Origin of the sequence: Amycolatopsis sp. CA-161197, assembly GCF_050942255.1 — a bacterium.
In the GTDB taxonomy this organism is placed as follows: domain Bacteria; phylum Actinomycetota; class Actinomycetes; order Mycobacteriales; family Pseudonocardiaceae; genus Amycolatopsis.
Genome location: NZ_CP192059.1, coordinates 5,771,040 through 5,785,545, shown reverse-complemented (window position 1 = coordinate 5,785,545; position 14,506 = coordinate 5,771,040). Strand labels below are relative to the sequence as shown.

The 14,506-nt window shown below is 71.7% G+C and carries 17 protein-coding genes; 7 read left to right on the top strand and 10 right to left on the bottom strand.

The genetic code is table 11. The annotated features are described in order from the left end of the window. Positions 1–2: 2 nt before the first annotated feature. From ACQPXB_RS26945 to ACQPXB_RS26930, 4 genes are all read right to left on the bottom strand, one after another. Complete coding sequence (locus ACQPXB_RS26945; RefSeq protein ID WP_432844865.1) at positions 3–1,298, bottom strand: NAD(P)/FAD-dependent oxidoreductase; 1,296 nt, start codon at positions 1,296–1,298, stop codon at positions 3–5. 87 nt (positions 1,299–1,385) lie between these two features. Beyond that, positions 1,386–1,799: a VOC family protein gene (locus ACQPXB_RS26940; RefSeq protein WP_432844864.1), complete on the bottom strand. Its 414-nt coding sequence runs from the start codon at positions 1,797–1,799 to the stop codon at positions 1,386–1,388. A gap of 188 nt (positions 1,800–1,987) precedes the next feature. Next, positions 1,988–2,773 carry a SigB/SigF/SigG family RNA polymerase sigma factor gene (locus ACQPXB_RS26935; protein ID WP_366576659.1) on the bottom strand — a complete coding sequence of 262 codons (786 nt, stop codon included), beginning with the start codon at positions 2,771–2,773 and terminating at the stop codon, positions 1,988–1,990. Beyond that, positions 2,770–3,222, bottom strand: coding sequence for an ATP-binding protein (locus tag ACQPXB_RS26930; protein WP_432844863.1), 453 nt, complete (start codon positions 3,220–3,222; stop codon positions 2,770–2,772). The genes ACQPXB_RS26935 and ACQPXB_RS26930 overlap by 4 nt, the downstream gene beginning before the upstream one ends. Positions 3,223–3,440: 218 nt before the next feature. Here ACQPXB_RS26930 and ACQPXB_RS26925 point away from each other — a divergent pair, with 218 nt between their 5' ends. Both ACQPXB_RS26925 and ACQPXB_RS26920 read left to right on the top strand, forming a co-directional pair. After that, positions 3,441–4,172 (top strand): ANTAR domain-containing response regulator, encoded by a 732-nt coding sequence (locus tag ACQPXB_RS26925; protein ID WP_366576655.1) that lies wholly within the window; start codon positions 3,441–3,443, stop codon positions 4,170–4,172. A gap of 85 nt (positions 4,173–4,257) precedes the next feature. Beyond that, on the top strand, positions 4,258–4,791 hold the full coding sequence (locus tag ACQPXB_RS26920; protein ID WP_364058612.1) for a bifunctional nuclease family protein: 534 nt from the start codon (positions 4,258–4,260) through the stop codon (positions 4,789–4,791). A 229-nt stretch (positions 4,792–5,020) separates the two neighbouring features. Here the strand turns inward: ACQPXB_RS26920 and ACQPXB_RS26915 are convergent, their stop codons facing one another. The 6 genes from ACQPXB_RS26915 to ACQPXB_RS26890 form a co-directional block, all read right to left on the bottom strand. Beyond that, a complete protein-coding gene (locus ACQPXB_RS26915) occupies positions 5,021–5,206 on the bottom strand; it encodes a hypothetical protein (protein ID WP_432844862.1) in 186 nt (61 codons plus the stop codon). 55 nt (positions 5,207–5,261) lie between these two features. Then, positions 5,262–6,164, bottom strand: coding sequence for a TIGR03619 family F420-dependent LLM class oxidoreductase (locus ACQPXB_RS26910; protein ID WP_432844861.1), 903 nt, complete (start codon positions 6,162–6,164; stop codon positions 5,262–5,264). Between the two features lie 85 nt (positions 6,165–6,249). Further along, positions 6,250–6,675: an STAS domain-containing protein gene (locus ACQPXB_RS26905; protein WP_366576647.1), complete on the bottom strand. Its 426-nt coding sequence runs from the start codon at positions 6,673–6,675 to the stop codon at positions 6,250–6,252. Between the two features lie 179 nt (positions 6,676–6,854). Continuing rightward, on the bottom strand, positions 6,855–7,352 hold the full coding sequence (locus ACQPXB_RS26900) for a hypothetical protein (protein WP_366576645.1): 498 nt from the start codon (positions 7,350–7,352) through the stop codon (positions 6,855–6,857). A 34-nt stretch (positions 7,353–7,386) separates the two neighbouring features. Beyond that, the gene (locus tag ACQPXB_RS26895) at positions 7,387–7,758 is read right to left on the bottom strand and encodes an STAS domain-containing protein (RefSeq protein WP_366576643.1); all 372 of its coding nucleotides are present in this window, start codon (positions 7,756–7,758) and stop codon (positions 7,387–7,389) included. A gap of 188 nt (positions 7,759–7,946) precedes the next feature. Next, positions 7,947–8,948 carry an LLM class flavin-dependent oxidoreductase gene (locus ACQPXB_RS26890; RefSeq protein WP_432844860.1) on the bottom strand — a complete coding sequence of 334 codons (1,002 nt, stop codon included), beginning with the start codon at positions 8,946–8,948 and terminating at the stop codon, positions 7,947–7,949. 308 nt (positions 8,949–9,256) lie between these two features. On the opposite strand from ACQPXB_RS26890, the gene ACQPXB_RS26885 reads away from it, so the two are divergent. The 5 genes from ACQPXB_RS26885 to ACQPXB_RS26865 all read left to right on the top strand — a co-directional run bounded on the left by ACQPXB_RS26885 (position 9,257) and on the right by ACQPXB_RS26865 (position 14,490). Then, positions 9,257–10,765 (top strand): glycoside hydrolase family 30 protein, encoded by a 1,509-nt coding sequence (locus ACQPXB_RS26885; protein ID WP_432844859.1) that lies wholly within the window; start codon positions 9,257–9,259, stop codon positions 10,763–10,765. 105 nt (positions 10,766–10,870) lie between these two features. After that, entirely contained in the window at positions 10,871–11,866 is a 996-nt protein-coding gene (locus tag ACQPXB_RS26880) for a zinc-binding alcohol dehydrogenase family protein (RefSeq protein ID WP_432856799.1), read from the top strand. Between the two features lie 71 nt (positions 11,867–11,937). Further along, positions 11,938–12,465, top strand: coding sequence for a PadR family transcriptional regulator (locus tag ACQPXB_RS26875; protein ID WP_366576637.1), 528 nt, complete (start codon positions 11,938–11,940; stop codon positions 12,463–12,465). Beyond that, complete coding sequence (locus ACQPXB_RS26870; protein ID WP_432844858.1) at positions 12,462–13,676, top strand: cytochrome P450; 1,215 nt, start codon at positions 12,462–12,464, stop codon at positions 13,674–13,676. The genes ACQPXB_RS26875 and ACQPXB_RS26870 overlap by 4 nt, the downstream gene beginning before the upstream one ends. 121 nt (positions 13,677–13,797) lie before the next feature. Then, complete coding sequence (locus ACQPXB_RS26865; protein WP_366576633.1) at positions 13,798–14,490, top strand: TetR/AcrR family transcriptional regulator; 693 nt, start codon at positions 13,798–13,800, stop codon at positions 14,488–14,490. Positions 14,491–14,506 lie beyond the last annotated feature (16 nt).

Below are 14,506 nucleotides of genomic sequence, written 5' to 3'. Positions count from 1 at the left end.
ACTCAGGATCGGCGGTGCGGTACCTCCGGGGAATCCGTGTCCAGTGGCACGGACGAGCCCCGGACGAGTCCCAATTGGACGGTCGGGCGGCGGCTCACCGTCGCGAGCCCCCAGCCGGTGGCGGTGCGCAGGCGGTTGCCCGGCATCGCCAGCAGGTGGTAGGCGCGGGTCACGATCTTCGCGGGCCAGCCCGAAAGCGGCACGTGCAGCGGGTTGGCCGCGGCGCGGCCCGCGCCCAGGTCGACCACGAACCCGAGGTCGTGGTGGCGGTAGGTGCCGGGGGTGCCGTACCCGAGTGACGCGGCGACGTTGGTCCCCGCGAGCTTGCCCTGGCGTTCCGCGTGCTGCGCGGTCATGGCCGTGTACTCACCCGGCCGCGTCAGGTCGGGCACGGCCGCGACGTCGCCGCACGCGAAGACGTCCGGGTAGCCCGGCACGCCGAGCCGCGCGGTCACCACGACACGGCCCTTGGCCGTGGGCAGGCCGACGTCGGCGACGAGCGGATCGGGCCGCACCCCGACGCACCACACGAGCGTCCGCGTCGGGACGCGTTCACCGGTGGTGAGCGTGACAGCGTCGGGGGTGGCGTCCTGCACCGACGTCTTCGTCAGCACCTCGACGCCGCGTTCGCGCAGCACTGCGTCGGCGGTCCGGCCCAGGCGTGGCGACAGCTCGGGCAGCACCCGGTCGGCGATGTCGAGCAGCAGCCAGCGCACCGGCTGTCCGCCCAGCTCGGGGTGGCGGGCGACGAGCGCGCCGGTGAACGCCGGGCCCTGCACCGCGACCTCGGTGCCGGTGTAACCGGCGCCCACGACCACGAACGTGCAGCGAGCCGCGCGTTCCTCGGGGTCGTCGGTCGCGGCGGCGAGCTCGATCTGACGGGTGATGTGGTCGCGCAGGTAGAGCGCCTCCGGGACCCCGCGGAACCCGTGGGCGGTCTCCGCGACGCCGGGGATGGGCAGGAGCTTGTTCACGCTGCCGGCGGCGAGCACGAGCCGGTCGTAGGACAGCTCGTGGGCGCGGTCCTCGGGATCGGTGTAGCCCACGGTGTGCCCGTCGAAGTCCACAGTGGTCACCGTGCCGAGCACGAGCCGCACGCCGCGCAGGGTGCCGGGGATGGAGACGGTGATGCTGCGCGGGTCGAGCAGCCCGGCCGAGACCTCCGGCAGCAACGGCAGGTAGAGGAAGTAGTCGGTGGGGTTGACCACCACGACTTCCACGTCGTCGCCCGCGGTTCTGCGCAGCCGCTTGGCCGCGTTGTACCCGGCGAACCCGCCCCCGACGATCACGACCCGCATCACATCTGCTCCCGGTACGGCTGCGCGGACACGCGGTGGTCGCCCGGCGGCGGCGCGCGGCGATCCGCGCACCGCCGCCGGACGGGCTCAGGCCTGCGGCTGCGTGATGTTGACCATCCAGCCGATGCCGAACTTGTCGACGCACATGCCGAACTCGTCGCCCCACATCTGCTTTTCCAGCGGCACCGCGACGGTGCCGCCGTCGGAGAGCTTGGCCCAGTAGCCGCGCAGCTGGTCGACGTCGTCGCCGCTGAGGCTCACCGAGATGTTCGTGCCGGGGTTGTGGTCCATGCCCGGCGGCGTGTCGGCCGCCATCAACGTGAACCCGTTCTCGGTCTCGAGCTGAGCGTGCATGATGTTGTCAGCCGCGGGGGAGTCGGGCATGCCGGACTCCCCGAACGTGTTGACGGTCAGCGTCCCGCCGAACACGTCCCGGTAGAACTCCATCGCCTGCCGGGCGTCGTCGCGGAAGCTGATGTACGGGTTGAGGATCGAAGCCACCGGACACTCCTTCGTCGTGGACGGGAATGAATCCTTGCAGAAGACGAAGGGGTGGACAACGGGGTCGCTCCGGCGGGTGAAGAAATCGTTTTTCCGTAACGGGTGCGGCTGCGCTGACCGCGGAGATTTCCGTTGCCGCGTGGCGGTTTCCGGCGTGTCCGGTGAAAAGATTTCGATTATTGCCGTGCTCACGGGTCGGTGGTGAGTTTTCCGCGAAGTTGTTCCAGGGTCTGTGACAGCAGGCGCGAGACGTGCATCTGGGAAATGCCCACGCGGTCGGCGATCTGGGTTTGCGTGAGACCGCCGAAGAAGCGCATCACGAGGATCGCGCGTTCGCGCTGGGGCAGTTCGCGCAGCAGCGGTTCCAGTGCCTCGTGGTTTTCGATGTGCTCGAGTTCCGCGTCTTCCTCGCCGAGGGTGTCCGCGAGCGACAGGGGTTCCGCGTCGTCGTGCACGGGCTTGTCGACCGACAGCGTCTGGTAGGCGTTGCCGGCGATGAGACCTTCGTGGACTTCGGTGACATCGAGTCCCAAGTGCTCGGCGAGCTCGGTCGGAGTGGGTGCGCGGCCGAGGGTCTGCGACAGCGCGCTCGAGCCGTGGCTGAGGGACAGGTGCAGTTCCTTCAGCCGGCGCGGCACGCGCACGGACCAGCCCGTGTCGCGGAAGTGGCGGCGGATCTCGCCCATGATCGTGGGCACGGCGAAGGACAGGAAGTCGGGGCCGCGGTCCGGGGTGAACCTGTCGATCGCGTTGATCAGCCCGATCCGGGCCACCTGCACGAGGTCTTCGCGGGGCTCGCCGCGGCCGGTGAAGCGCGTGGCGATGTGCTCGGCGACGGGGAGGAACTCCGTCACGAGCTGTTCGCGCAGGCGCGGGCGGTGCGGATCGTCCGCGTCGAGGGCGGCGAACTCTTCGAACAGCGGCACCGTGTGGGCGTACTCGTCACGGCGCCGGGTGACCGGCGGCTTGTTCACCGGGCCGTCCCCGGGGCCAGCTCCAGCCGGATGGCCAGGGTGTTGCCCGCGGTGTCGGCAGCGGGGGCGCTGGTGGCCGACACGGCGGTGGCCAGCGTCGTGAGCACGTGCCAGCCGAAGCTGCGCTCGCTCGGCAGCCGGGCGTGCCCGGTGCGGGTCTCGACGGTGATCGCGATGCCCTCGGGTGCCACGCGGAAGCGGCACGTCATCATCTCGCCGAGGTCGGCGAGCTCGACGAGCTGCGCGCAGGCCTCGTCCACGGCCATCTTCGCGTCGGCGATCGCGTCGAGCCCGTAGTCGGCGCGCGCGGCCACGGCCTGGGCCAGCATCCGCACCAGCGGGATCTGCCCGGTCTCGGCGGGCAGGCGCAGCTCGATCACCTCGTCGAGCAGGTGGTCGACCGCCGGCATCCCGTGGCTCGGCGAGCTGCCGGCTGCTTCGTTCTCCATGCCCCCCGCATACCCACTCGGCCGGGCTTCGACACCTCGGTTCTTTTCACCGACCGGGCGGTGCGGAGGGAGCGGCACCGCGTGTCGGACAGGTGATCGGGATGCAGTAATGTCGCCCGAGGACCCGTTAAAGCGCTAGCGGCCAGTGGTGGCGCGCGCCCGGGTCTCGCCTGGTCAGCAGCGCCCTTCAAGTACCCAAGAGAAGGGGCCTGGGAAACATGACCGGCGGCCAGGAACGGCTATCCGCGCGGCTTGACGAAGTCACCGTGGCGATGGAGTCGCTGACCGCGATGCTCGACCACCAGGAACTCGATCTCGGCCAGATGCTGCAGGCGGTCTGCGAGCACGTGGTCGGTGTGGTCGCCGGAGCGGACATGGCCAGCATCACGCTGGTCCGGGACGGCGTCGGGGAGACCGTCGCCAGCACCGACCAGCGCGCGGTGAACTTCGACCGCGAGCAGTACCGCATCGGCGACGGGCCGTGCCTGCGCGCGGCCGAGACCGGCGCGCCCGTGCGGGTCGGGGTGGGCGCGGTGGCCGACCAGTGGCCGCAGTTCGCCTCGGCCGCCGAGGAGCTCGGCGTGGCGAGCTTCCTCGCCGCCCCGCTCACCGTCGACGGCGACATGAGCGGCGCGATGAACCTGTTCGGGTTCGGTGAACACGGGTTCAGCGACCTCGAGGTGAAAATCCTGGAGCTCTACACCGCCACGGTGGTGTTCGGCCTGCGCAGCGCGCGGCGCTACTTCGACGCGCAGGAGCTGGTGGCGCAGCTCAACCGCGCGCTCGAGACGCGAGCCGTGATCGACCAGGCCAAAGGCATCCTGATGGCCGCGCACCGCATCACCGCCGAAGAGGCTTTCCAACGGCTCGTGAAGCGTTCGCAGGACGGAAACCGCAAGCTCTACGACGTGGCGGCCGAGTTCGTGGCCGCCGTGTCCAGTTTTACCTGACCCCACCCCGCGCGGGTACGCGTGCCCGCGCGCGACACTGGGTATGTCCCCGAGGGGGATCTCAGTCCGGAAGCGGGTGAACCACATGGTGCAAGTGCGGGTCCAGGGCCTCGCCGTCGTCGCCCAGGAGGTGGCGCCGGTGGTGCTGCTGCGTGAGGAAACGGGGCAGCGCCGCTGGCTGGCCATCACCATCGGCGCACCGGAGGCACAGGAACTGGCCGCCGCGCAGGAACAGGTGACCTCCGCCCGGCCGGGCACGGTCGAGCTCATCCTCGAGGTGGTGTCGGCGTTCGGGCGGCACGTGACGAGCGTCGAGGTCACCGAGCTGCGCGACAGCATCTTCCACGCCGACCTGGTGCTCTCGGACGGCGTGCGCGTCTCGGCGCGGCCCAGTGACGCGATCGCGGTGGGGCTGCGCGCCCACGCACCCATCGACGTCGCCGAGGCCGTGCTGGCCGAGGCCGCGGTGGACGTGACGGTGGCCGGCGGCGAGGACCCGGCCGAAGCGCTCGGCGGAGAGCCGGGCGTGGGCACCGAGGACGAGATCCGCCAGTTCCGCGACCTGCTCGACGAGGTCAGCCCCGACGACTTCCGCGACCCCGGATCCGGGCCCGCCTGAGCGGGAATAGCGATCGCCGCTCGTGATGTTGAACGAGGTGGTCGATGCGCTCGTGTCCGCCGGGCTCACCCCTCGTCGAAGCGGTGCTCGGTCCGGCTGCGCAAGGCATCCGGCCGGCGCCGCGTCGTGCGAACCGCCGAGAGGCGGGCACGGCGCACCGGCCCCGAGACGATGGCCCCCGACCTGGCTCCGGTCGGGGGCCATCCTCGTGCCCGGGGACGATCTTGGCTCAGTCGCGCAGCTGCGGCGGCTCACCGTCCACGCCGAGGTCGACCTCCGCGTCGAAAGCGTTGTGGTCGTGCCCGGCCACCGGCTGGGCGATGTCGGTCCCGAGGTCGAAGCCGGCGCGCCGGGCGGCTTCGGCGAGCCCGTCGTTCTCGTCGGACTCGTGCCGGTGGTGGTGGCGCTCGATCATCCCGACATCTTCGACACTCCGGACCCCGGCGGGCAACCAACGGAGGGTGAACGCGTCACGCGGGCTCGTGCGACGTCTGTCCCAGGATCGTCTCCACCAGCTCCAGCGCGTGGTCGGTGCTGCGCGCGGTGAAGGTGAGATCCACGAACACGTCGTCCAGTTCGGTGTCCTGGGCGGTGCGCTCGATGGCCGTGACCACGTCGGCCACGCCGGCGTCGGCCCGCGGATAGACGCGCAGGATGGCGCCCAGCTCCGCGGGGTCGCGGCCGGCGTCGGCGGCCAGCTGCCGCAGGTTGGCCAGCGGAGCGAGGATCGCGGTCGCCGGGTCGTACTCGGCCGGCGGTGTGATCACCGGGAGCCAGCCGGCCGCCCGCCGCGCGATCCGGCGCATCGCGGCCGGTGCGTACCCGGCCAGGTACACCGGTGGCGTGCGGACGGGCTTGAACGAGTCGTGGGTCTCGGGCACGGTCCAGTGCCGGCCGCGGTACTCGGCGGGATCGGTCGTCCACAGTGCTTCGAGGGCGTCGAGGCATTCGTCGAGCCGCGCGCCGCGTTCGGTCATCGGCACGTTCACGGCCTCGTACTCCTCGGGAGACCAGCCCGTGCCGAGCCCCGGGACCAGCCGGCCGCCGCTGAGCGCGTCGATCGTGGTGAGCGAGCGCGCCAGCAGGGCGGGCGGGTACCAGGGCGCGTTGAGCACGTTGGTGCCGAGCCGCACCCGCTCGGTGACCGCGGCCGCGGCGGCCAGCAGTGCGAACGGGTCGAGCCGCACGGAGAACTCCGCCGGGATCGCGTCGGAGCCGCCGTACCCGACCTTCGGGTGCACCGGTGCGAGCAGGCGGTCGCCGACCCAGAGGCTCGCGGCGCCGAGCTCCTCGGCGCGCCGGGCGAAGCGGGTGACGCCCGAGCCGTCTCCGGCGAACGGGCCGAACTGGGGCAGGGTGAAACCGATGCGCATGGTGCTCTCCCGGCGTCCGCGGTGGTGGTCCCCGTGGAGATCTTGCCACCGGGGCCCGGGTTTCGCGGGGTGCGGCGGGAAACCCTCAGGGGGTGAGCCGCCGCTGGCCGGGGACGTCGACCGGCGAGAGGCCCGCGGCGGCGCCCGGGCGTTCGCAGCCGAGCGGCATGAGCTCGAGCAGGCGGCGAGCGGGGTGCGAGTCGCCGGGATCGACGTAGAAGTCGGTGTCGAACAGCTGGGCCAGCAGTTGCATGCGACGCAGGACCTTGAGGCCGGCGACGGCGAGGAACGTGGTGCGGCTCAGGTCGATGATCACCACGCCGACCGTGCTGCGGATGCGGGCCTCGACGACTTCGGCGAGGTGGGGCGCGGTGCAGAGGTCGACCTCGCCGACCACCTCCACCACGGAAGCTCCGGGGACAGGCCGGTGGACGTGCAGGGTGAGCAGGTGTTTCGGGTCGACGTGGCCGACTCTGACGGACGGGGCTTTCGTGCGGCGTAGGGCGCTCATGGCGGCCCGCCTCTCGTAGGCCGCGCACCCGGGTGACGGCCGACCCGGACCGGAGTTCAGGCTTCCAGCCGATCGGCGCCAACGCTCCCGGAGCGCGGTGAAATCGCGGCGGCTGGTGGCTCAACCGAACACCCAGAATAGTGCACGTGCACTAGAGCCGCCAGCCACCGCCGGAGTGGTTACCGCCGAACCTGCCTGCCAGCCGCGATGTAGGCGTTGGAGTCGCCGAGGAACGAGAACACGACGCCGATCACGGCCGCGAGTGCCGAGAGGTAGCTCAGCCAGGTGCCGCCGCTGCCCGCGATTAGCGACAGGACCTGCAGCACCGTGAGCACGGTCAGCACGATCCGCGCCCAGTTGCGCCCGGCCCGCAGTTTCACCGCGAACAGCAGGTACAGCAGCGCGATGATCACCGCGATCACGACCGCCACGATGAGCGCGATGTTCGCGGCCTGGTCGAGCTGGGCCTGGCCGAGGTTCGGGTTGGTGCGGCGCGCGGCGTCGATGAGGTCGTCCTTCTGCCCGAACAGCAGCAGGGCGCCGACGATGCCGATCACGGTCGAGACGACGAACGCCCAGAACGCGACCGTGATGGTGCTGGGCACGGCCGGACGTGGGGGTTCGTTGGAGGGCGGCGGCTGGTTGGGCTCCTCGGGAAATCGTGGCAGATCGCTCATGCGAGGACATTAGGCCCGCCGCAGCGGCCTCGCACTACGACGTGGCCGCCTCCAGGTCCGGGTGGATCTCCAGCACCGAGTCGAGGTGCAGCAGCCCGATCGGCCGCAGCAGGCCGCGCTGCTGCGTCACGATGCGGAACGGGATCCCGGCCTCGGTCGCGCGGCCCCGCACGTCGATCAGCACCGACAGGCCGCTGGAGTCGCAGAACGGCACTTCGGACAGATCCACGACGAGCACGCCGGGGCGGGCTTCGAGGGCCGCGACGAGCTGGTCTCGCAACGCGTCCGACACCGCCGTGTCGATCTCCCCGGCGGCGGTGACCACCGTCGTGCCGCCGGCGGTCGTGGTGGTGATGTCGAGCGTGGGCAGGCGCCGCGCGCCGGCCGCTCTGAGGTCGTCGGTCACGACAGGTTCCCTCCGCGGTCACGGGCCCGCCAGACAGCCGCTGACAGCAGGCCCGGTGCCCGGCCTCGAGCCGGGACACGGTCTGGTGACGGCTGGGTGCTCAACCGTGGTCGTCCCGAAAGTATCAGCCCCGGCCCACCCTGGCAGGCCACGCCCTCACCGGCGTGGCGGCCCGGCGTCGACGACCGTCATCGAGAGGTCGAGAGCGCGGTCGGCTTTGGTGAGAGCGCCAGGTTGCCGGCCGGGGTGCTCGGCGTCGACGACGGTGCGGGGCCCGGGGGCGGCGTGGTGAACGTGCCGGGGTCGATGGTGGCCTCGTTGCGACTGCGGGCCGGGGGCTCCGGTGTCGAATGCGGGGTCGCGTTCGGCTGGAGGTCTGACCGGCGTGGCGGCCCGGCGTCGACGACCGTCATGGAGAGGTCGAGGGGGTCGAAGTGGATGAGCGATTCGAGCCACCACGTCAGGCCCGCCTCGGTCAGTGCGCCGAGGTCGACCGGTGAGGGGTGGTCCCAGGCGGGGCTGGCGTTGCCGGCCACCGCGACGGCGAAGGGGCGGCCCGGTGGGCGCGTGGCGGTGACCAGGCGGGCCAGCTCGTCCGGTGCCGGCGGGTGGGGGCCGGCGAGGGGGAAGATGCCGTCGCCCCTGGTGGCGCGGGCGAGGACGCGCGGGTGGTCGGTGGACAGGGCGGTCCAGACGGGGATGGGGTGGGGCTCGGGTGCGCCGGCGTCGAGGTCGACGTGGAAGTGGGTGCCGCGGTGGTGCACCTCGGCGCCCGACCAGACGGCGCGCATGATCGCCAAGGCCTCGTCGAACTTCGCCGAGCGGGGGCCGAGGGGCTCGCCGAAGCGGCTGAAGTCGCCGGTCTCGTCAGAGCCGAGGCCGGTACCCAGGACGAGCCGCCCGCGCGAGAGGCGGCTGACGGTGGAGGCCTGGCGGGCGAGCACCCACGGCCGGCGCCGCGCCGGGGGAGTGACCATCGGGCCGAGCAGGATCGTGCTCGTCGCCTGGGCGATCGCGGCGAGCGTGGTCCACGGGTCCGCGATCGGCGGCTCGCCGGGCACGACGTGGTCCCACAGGAACACCCCGTCCCAGCCGGCGGCCTCGGCTCGCACGGCGAGCTCGACCAGCACCGCCGGGTCGCCGAACGGTCCGAACGGCGGCAGGTACAGGCCGTGGCGAAGTTTTCCCACCGGGGATCTCCTCACGTGAGTTGATTCGGGCCACCGTAACGAGTCCGCGTTCAGCAGGCTGAATTGCCTTGCCCGGCAACGGGAACCGGCGCGGGCGGTTGCCGGTCAGTGGCACGGGAAAGGGCCGGACGTGCGGACAAACCGCCTGAACGAAGGGAAACCGGAGCGGGGATCTTGTCACGGCGCCGGCGGTTTGGTTGTGTCGGTGCGGACCCCCGGTCGCGGCCGCCAACGCGGGCCCGGGTTCCCCGCGGTGCCGATCAGGTGCCGTGTCCGCTGGGTTTTCCCCGTGAAACGAAGGAATCTGCATGCCGCGCTTGCGAAGAGTGCTGTGTTCGGTGACGGCCGCGGCGGCCGCCGTGACCGTGGCGGCCGGGTCGGCGACCGCCGCCTCCGGGCCCGAGATCGCGCCCGCCGCCGCAAACCCGTCCGCGCCGGCCGCCGTGTCGCGGACGGTCCACGAGTGGCTCACGAACCCCGGTGACGCCACGCCCGTCGACACGCAGCTGAGCTGGCAGAGCCCGGCCGCGGCGGCACCCACGACGGTCCGCGTCGACGGCGGCGTCAAGTTCCAGACCGTGTCCGGCTTCGGCGCGGCCATCACCGACTCGTCGGCCCAGGTGCTCTACGGCCTCACCCCGGTCAACCGCGACGAGGTCATGAAGAACCTCTTCGACCCGCGCGCCGGCGCGGGCATCAGCTTCCTGCGCCAGCCCATCGGCGCGTCGGACTTCGCCGTCGGCCAGGACTACAGCTACGACGACCTGCCGGCCGGGCAGACCGACTACGACATGAAGCACTTCTCCATCGCCCACGACGAAGCGCAGATCCTCCCGCTCGTGCGCCAGGCGAAGAAGCTCAACCCGCAGCTGGAAATCGTCGCGAGCCCGTGGAGCATGCCGGGCTGGATGAAGACGTCCGGCTCGATGATCGACGGCAAGCTCATCGACTCGCCGAAGATCTACCGCGCCTACGCGCTGTACCTCGTGAAGTTCCTGCAGGCCTACCGCAACGCCGGCGTGCACGTGGACTACCTGACCGTGCAGAACGAGCCGCAGGCACTGGAGCGCAACAACTACCCGGGCACCGATCTGCCGTGGCAGCAGGAGGCGAAGGTCATCGAGGCGCTCGGCCCCGCCATCCACGCCGCCGGGCTCGACACGAAGATCCTCGGCTTCGACCACAACTGGAGCGAGCACCCCGGCGACATCGCCTCGCACCAGCGGGCCGGTGAGGACCCGCAGCCGGAGTACCCGTACGACCTGCTGTCCACCCCGGCCGCGAAGTGGATGGCGGGCACCGCCTACCACTGCTACTACGGTTCGTCCGACGCCCAGACGCCGCTCAAGGCTTCGTTCCCCGGCAAGGACATCTTCATGACCGAGTGCGAGGGCGGCGACTCGTCGACGATCCTCGGCGTGATGCGCAACTGGGGCCGCAGCTCCATCGACTGGAACATCGCGCTCGACGAGAACCACGGCCCGCACCTGGGCGGCTGCGGCACCTGCAACGGCACCATCACCGTGAACTCGCAGACGAAGGCCGTGACCTACAACGACCAGTACCGCGACATCGAGCACTTCTCGAAGTTCGTGCCGCCGGGCTCGGTGCGCATCGCCTCGTCCGTGGTCTACACCAGCGGCAGCAGCACGCCGATCGAGGCGGTCGCGTTCACGACCCCCGACCGCTCGACCACCGTGGTCGCGCTGAACACCGCGAAGACCGAGCAGAAGTTCACCGTCGTCTCGGGTGACCGCTCGTTCGACGCGACCGTGGGCCCCGGCGCCACCGTCACCTTCCAGTGGAGCGGCCGCTGACCGACCGGGTGGTGCGGGGCGGGGGAAAGCCCGCCGCCCCGCACCGCGCGCGGTACGTTCGGGTTCCCGGACGAAGGAGCGGCGATGACGGGACTGCCGGCCACCATGCGGTCGTGGCGCGTCACGGCGCCGGGGCCGATCGGCACCGCGCCGCTGACGCCCGCGAACGGACCGGTGCCCGAACCGGCGCCCGGTGAACTGCTCGTGCGGGTGCTCGTGTGCGGCGTGTGCCGCACGGATCTCCACGTGGCGGAAGGGGATCTGCCGGTGCACCGGCCGGCGGTGACCCCAGGGCACGAGGTGGTCGGCGAGGTCGCCGCCCTCGGTGAAAGCGCGAGCGGCACCTTCGCCATCGGTGACCGCGTCGGGATCGCGTGGCTGCGCCACACGTGCGGCACGTGCAAGTTCTGCTTGCGGGGCACGGAAAACCTGTGCCCCGCATCGCTTTACACGGGCTGGGACGCCGACGGCGGCTACGCGGAGTACGCCGTGGTCCCGGCGGACTACGCCCTCCCCCTGCCCGCCGGTTACGGCGACGACGAGCTGGCGCCGCTGCTGTGCGCCGGGCTCATCGGCTACCGCGCGCTGCTGCGGGCCGAAGTGCCCGAAGGCGGGCGCCTCGGCGTGTACGGCTTCGGCGGCAGCGCGCACCTCGCCACGCAGGTGGCTCTCGCGCGGGGCGCGACCGTCCACGTGGTCACGCGCGGCCGCGCGGCGCAGCGGCTCGCGCTCGACCTCGGGGCTGCCTCGGCGGGCGACGAGCCGCCGCCCGAGCCGCTCGACTCGGCGATCCTGTTCGCCCCCGCCGGCGGGCTGGTGCCCGGCGCGCTGGCCGCGCTGGACCGCGGCGGCACGCTCGCGATCGCGGGCATCCACCTGTCCGATGTGCCCGTGCTGAACTACCAGCGGCACCTGTTCCAGGAGCGGCAGCTCCGCAGCGTCACGGCCAACACGCGAGCCGACGCCCGGGAGTTCCTCGCCTTCGCCGGCCGCCACCACCTCGAAGTGACCACGCGTCCGTACGCGCTGGCCCGCGCGGACGAGGCGCTGGCGGACCTCGCGGCGGGCCGGTTCACCGGCGCTGCCGTCCTGCGCGCCTGACGGAGATTTTCCGCCGACGTGACTCGTTCGGCCGTTGTTGGGTCACGATAACCTAGGTTACGGTGACCTAGATGTGGATCGACGTCCTGCTGCTCGCGAGCCTCGCCAAGCAGCCCATGCACGGCTACGAACTGCGCCGGAAGGTCGAGGAGTCCAGCGGCCGGGCGCTGTCCAACAACTCGCTCTACCCGGCGCTGCGCCGCTTCGCCGAAGCCGGCGCCGTCACGCGCAGCGCCGAGACGCAGGAGGGCAAGCCGCCGCGGCACGTCTACACGATCACCGACGTCGGCCGTGAACTGCTGCACGACCTGCTCGCGGATCTGCCGCCCGACCTGGCCGGCGATGCGACCGAGTTCCTCTCCCGGCTCGCCGGGTTCGGCTGGCTCGAGCCCGCGGAACGGCTGCGGGTGCTCGACGCGCGGGAGACCGCGCTCGTGGCTCAGGGCGAGCGGCTGGGGAAGCTCGCCGAGGCGCAGGAGAACCCGTGGAGCCGGCTGGTGCTGGCCGAGGTCGGCCGCCGGGCGGAGCAGGAACTGAGCTGGCTCGCGACGGTGCGTGCGCGGGCCCGGAAACCGTCACCCGAGGAGGAGACCCGATGACCACCACCGAGCGTGCGCCACGGCTGCCGTTCGACCGGCCGAACGTGCTCGAGATCGCGCCCCTGTACCAGGTTCTGCGCCGCGAAGGCCCGATCGCGCGGGTGACGACGCCGGCCGGCGACCCGGCCTGGCTCGTGACGCGGTTCGAGGAGGCTCGCGCGGTGTTCACCGACCCGCGCTTCGGCCGTTCGCACCCGAAGCCGGAAGAGGCCTCGGCGGTGTCCGACGCCGCCTTGCTGAGCGGACCGCGGGGCGACTACGAGACCGAAGAGGCCGAGCACGCACGGCTGCGGCGCCTGCTGGTCCCGGCGTTCTCGGCCAACCGGATGCGCAAGCTCGGCGAGCACGTCCAGGAGCTCGCCGACCGGTGCCTCGACGAGCTCGAGGCCGCGCACGACGCCGCGGGCGGCGAACCCGTGAACCTGCACGACTTCCTGTCGTTCCCCTTGCCGGTGCTGGTGATCTGCGAGCTGCTCGGCGTGCCGTACGCCGACCGGGACAAGTTTCGCGACCTGTCCGACCGCATCGGCGTGCTCGACAGCGGCGGCGACGCGAAGCTCGCGATGGACGAGTTCGCCGCGTACATGGGCGAGCTGGCCGACAAGAAGCGCGCGGAGCCGGCGCAGGACGTCGTGTCCGACCTCGTCGCCGCGCAGGCCGACGATCCGACGTTCACCGACGACGACCTCGGCCGGCTGGCCGCGGGCCTGCTCTTCGCCGGCCACGAGACCACGTCGAACCGCATCGACCTCGGCGTGCTGTTCCTGCTCACCGACCTCGCGCGCCGCGACGCGCTGGCCGCCGACCCCGAGGGCCGCGTGCACAGCACCGTCGAGGAGATCCTGCGGATGTCCGCGCCGGGCGGCCTCGGCCTGCTGCGCTACGCCCACGAGGACGTGGAGATCGGCGGGGTCGCGATCCGGCGGGGCGACGCCGTGATGATCTCGACGTCGTCGGCCAACCGCGACGCCGGCGTGTTCGCCGACCCCGAGGAGTTCGACGCGGACCGCAAACCCAACTCCCACATCGCGTTCGGCTACGGCGGGTTCTTCTGCATCGGCGCGAGCCTCGCGCGCACCGAGCTGCGCGTGGTGTTCAGCGCGCTGTTCCGCCGCTTCCCGAACCTGCGCCTGGCAGTGGACGTCGACGACCTCGAGGTCCGCTCCAACCGCGTCACGGGCGGGGTTTCGAGCGTGCCGGTCACCTGGTGACCGCGCCGGGCCGCACTCCTTCCGGGGGTGCGGCCCTATCGTTGATAGGGATGAACCGTAGCGACGCTATGACGTGCGTAACAATGCTACGCGAATGAGTTATCTGAGCTACACTGGCTGCATGGACATCCGCACCCAGATGCTGGAGGCCGCCGAGAAGCTGCTCGACGCCTCGCCCGACCGCGACATCTCCACGCGCGCCGTGTGCGAGGCGGTCGGGGTCGGCGCGCCGATGCTGTACCGCCTGTTCGGCGACAAGAACGGCCTGCTCTCGGCTGTCGTGGACCACGGGTTCGACCGCTACCTGGCCACGAAACGCGCGGCCGAGCCGTCGACCGACCCGATCGCCGACCTCAAGAACGGCTGGGACACCCACATCGCGTTCGCGCAGGAGCACCCGGCCGTCTACCGGCTGATGTACTCCCCGGCGTTCACCGAGATCCCCAGCGCCGCGCAGGAAGCGCTGCGGCTGCTGCGAGAGGTGCTCGTGCGCTGCGCCGCCATCGGCCGGCTGCGCGTCGACCCGGACGCCGCCGCGCAGCGCGTGATGTCGGCGAACATCGGGGTCGCGCTCAACATGGTCACCCAGCCGCAGGTCTACACCGATCCCGAGCTGTCGCGGCGCGTGCGCGACGCCGTGCACGACAGCCTGCTCACGCCCGAGAACGGCACCGAGGAGGCCGACAGCTCGACCGCCCCGCTGCCCACCGCGGCCCTGCAGCTCGCCGCGCTCCTGCGCACCGAGGACACCACTCTCGGCACCGAGGAGACGCAGCTGCTGCTGAAGTGGCTCGACGGCCTGGCCCGTGACTGAAGAGTCCGAAGTGGAC

What these genes read in the sequence shown, in the direction of transcription:
- ACQPXB_RS26910 (WP_432844861.1), bottom strand. Translation starts at nt 6,164, where the DNA reads ATGCGCATCGGTTTCACCCTGCCCCAGTTCGGCCCGTTCGCCGGAGAC.
- ACQPXB_RS26920 (WP_364058612.1), top strand. Translation starts at nt 4,258, where the DNA reads ATGGTGCAAGTGCGGGTCCAGGGCCTCGCCGTCGTCGCCCAGGAGGTG.
- ACQPXB_RS26870 (WP_432844858.1), top strand. Translation starts at nt 12,462, where the DNA reads ATGACCACCACCGAGCGTGCGCCACGGCTGCCGTTCGACCGGCCGAAC.
- ACQPXB_RS26900 (WP_366576645.1), bottom strand. Translation starts at nt 7,352, where the DNA reads ATGAGCGATCTGCCACGATTTCCCGAGGAGCCCAACCAGCCGCCGCCC.
- ACQPXB_RS26925 (WP_366576655.1), top strand. Translation starts at nt 3,441, where the DNA reads ATGACCGGCGGCCAGGAACGGCTATCCGCGCGGCTTGACGAAGTCACC.
- ACQPXB_RS26905 (WP_366576647.1), bottom strand. Translation starts at nt 6,675, where the DNA reads ATGAGCGCCCTACGCCGCACGAAAGCCCCGTCCGTCAGAGTCGGCCAC.
- ACQPXB_RS26875 (WP_366576637.1), top strand. Translation starts at nt 11,938, where the DNA reads ATGTGGATCGACGTCCTGCTGCTCGCGAGCCTCGCCAAGCAGCCCATG.
- ACQPXB_RS26930 (WP_432844863.1), bottom strand. Translation starts at nt 3,222, where the DNA reads ATGGAGAACGAAGCAGCCGGCAGCTCGCCGAGCCACGGGATGCCGGCG.
- ACQPXB_RS26945 (WP_432844865.1), bottom strand. Translation starts at nt 1,298, where the DNA reads ATGCGGGTCGTGATCGTCGGGGGCGGGTTCGCCGGGTACAACGCGGCC.
- ACQPXB_RS26880 (WP_432856799.1), top strand. Translation starts at nt 10,871, where the DNA reads ATGCGGTCGTGGCGCGTCACGGCGCCGGGGCCGATCGGCACCGCGCCG.
- ACQPXB_RS26885 (WP_432844859.1), top strand. Translation starts at nt 9,257, where the DNA reads ATGCCGCGCTTGCGAAGAGTGCTGTGTTCGGTGACGGCCGCGGCGGCC.
- ACQPXB_RS26865 (WP_366576633.1), top strand. Translation starts at nt 13,798, where the DNA reads ATGGACATCCGCACCCAGATGCTGGAGGCCGCCGAGAAGCTGCTCGAC.
- ACQPXB_RS26915 (WP_432844862.1), bottom strand. Translation starts at nt 5,206, where the DNA reads ATGATCGAGCGCCACCACCACCGGCACGAGTCCGACGAGAACGACGGG.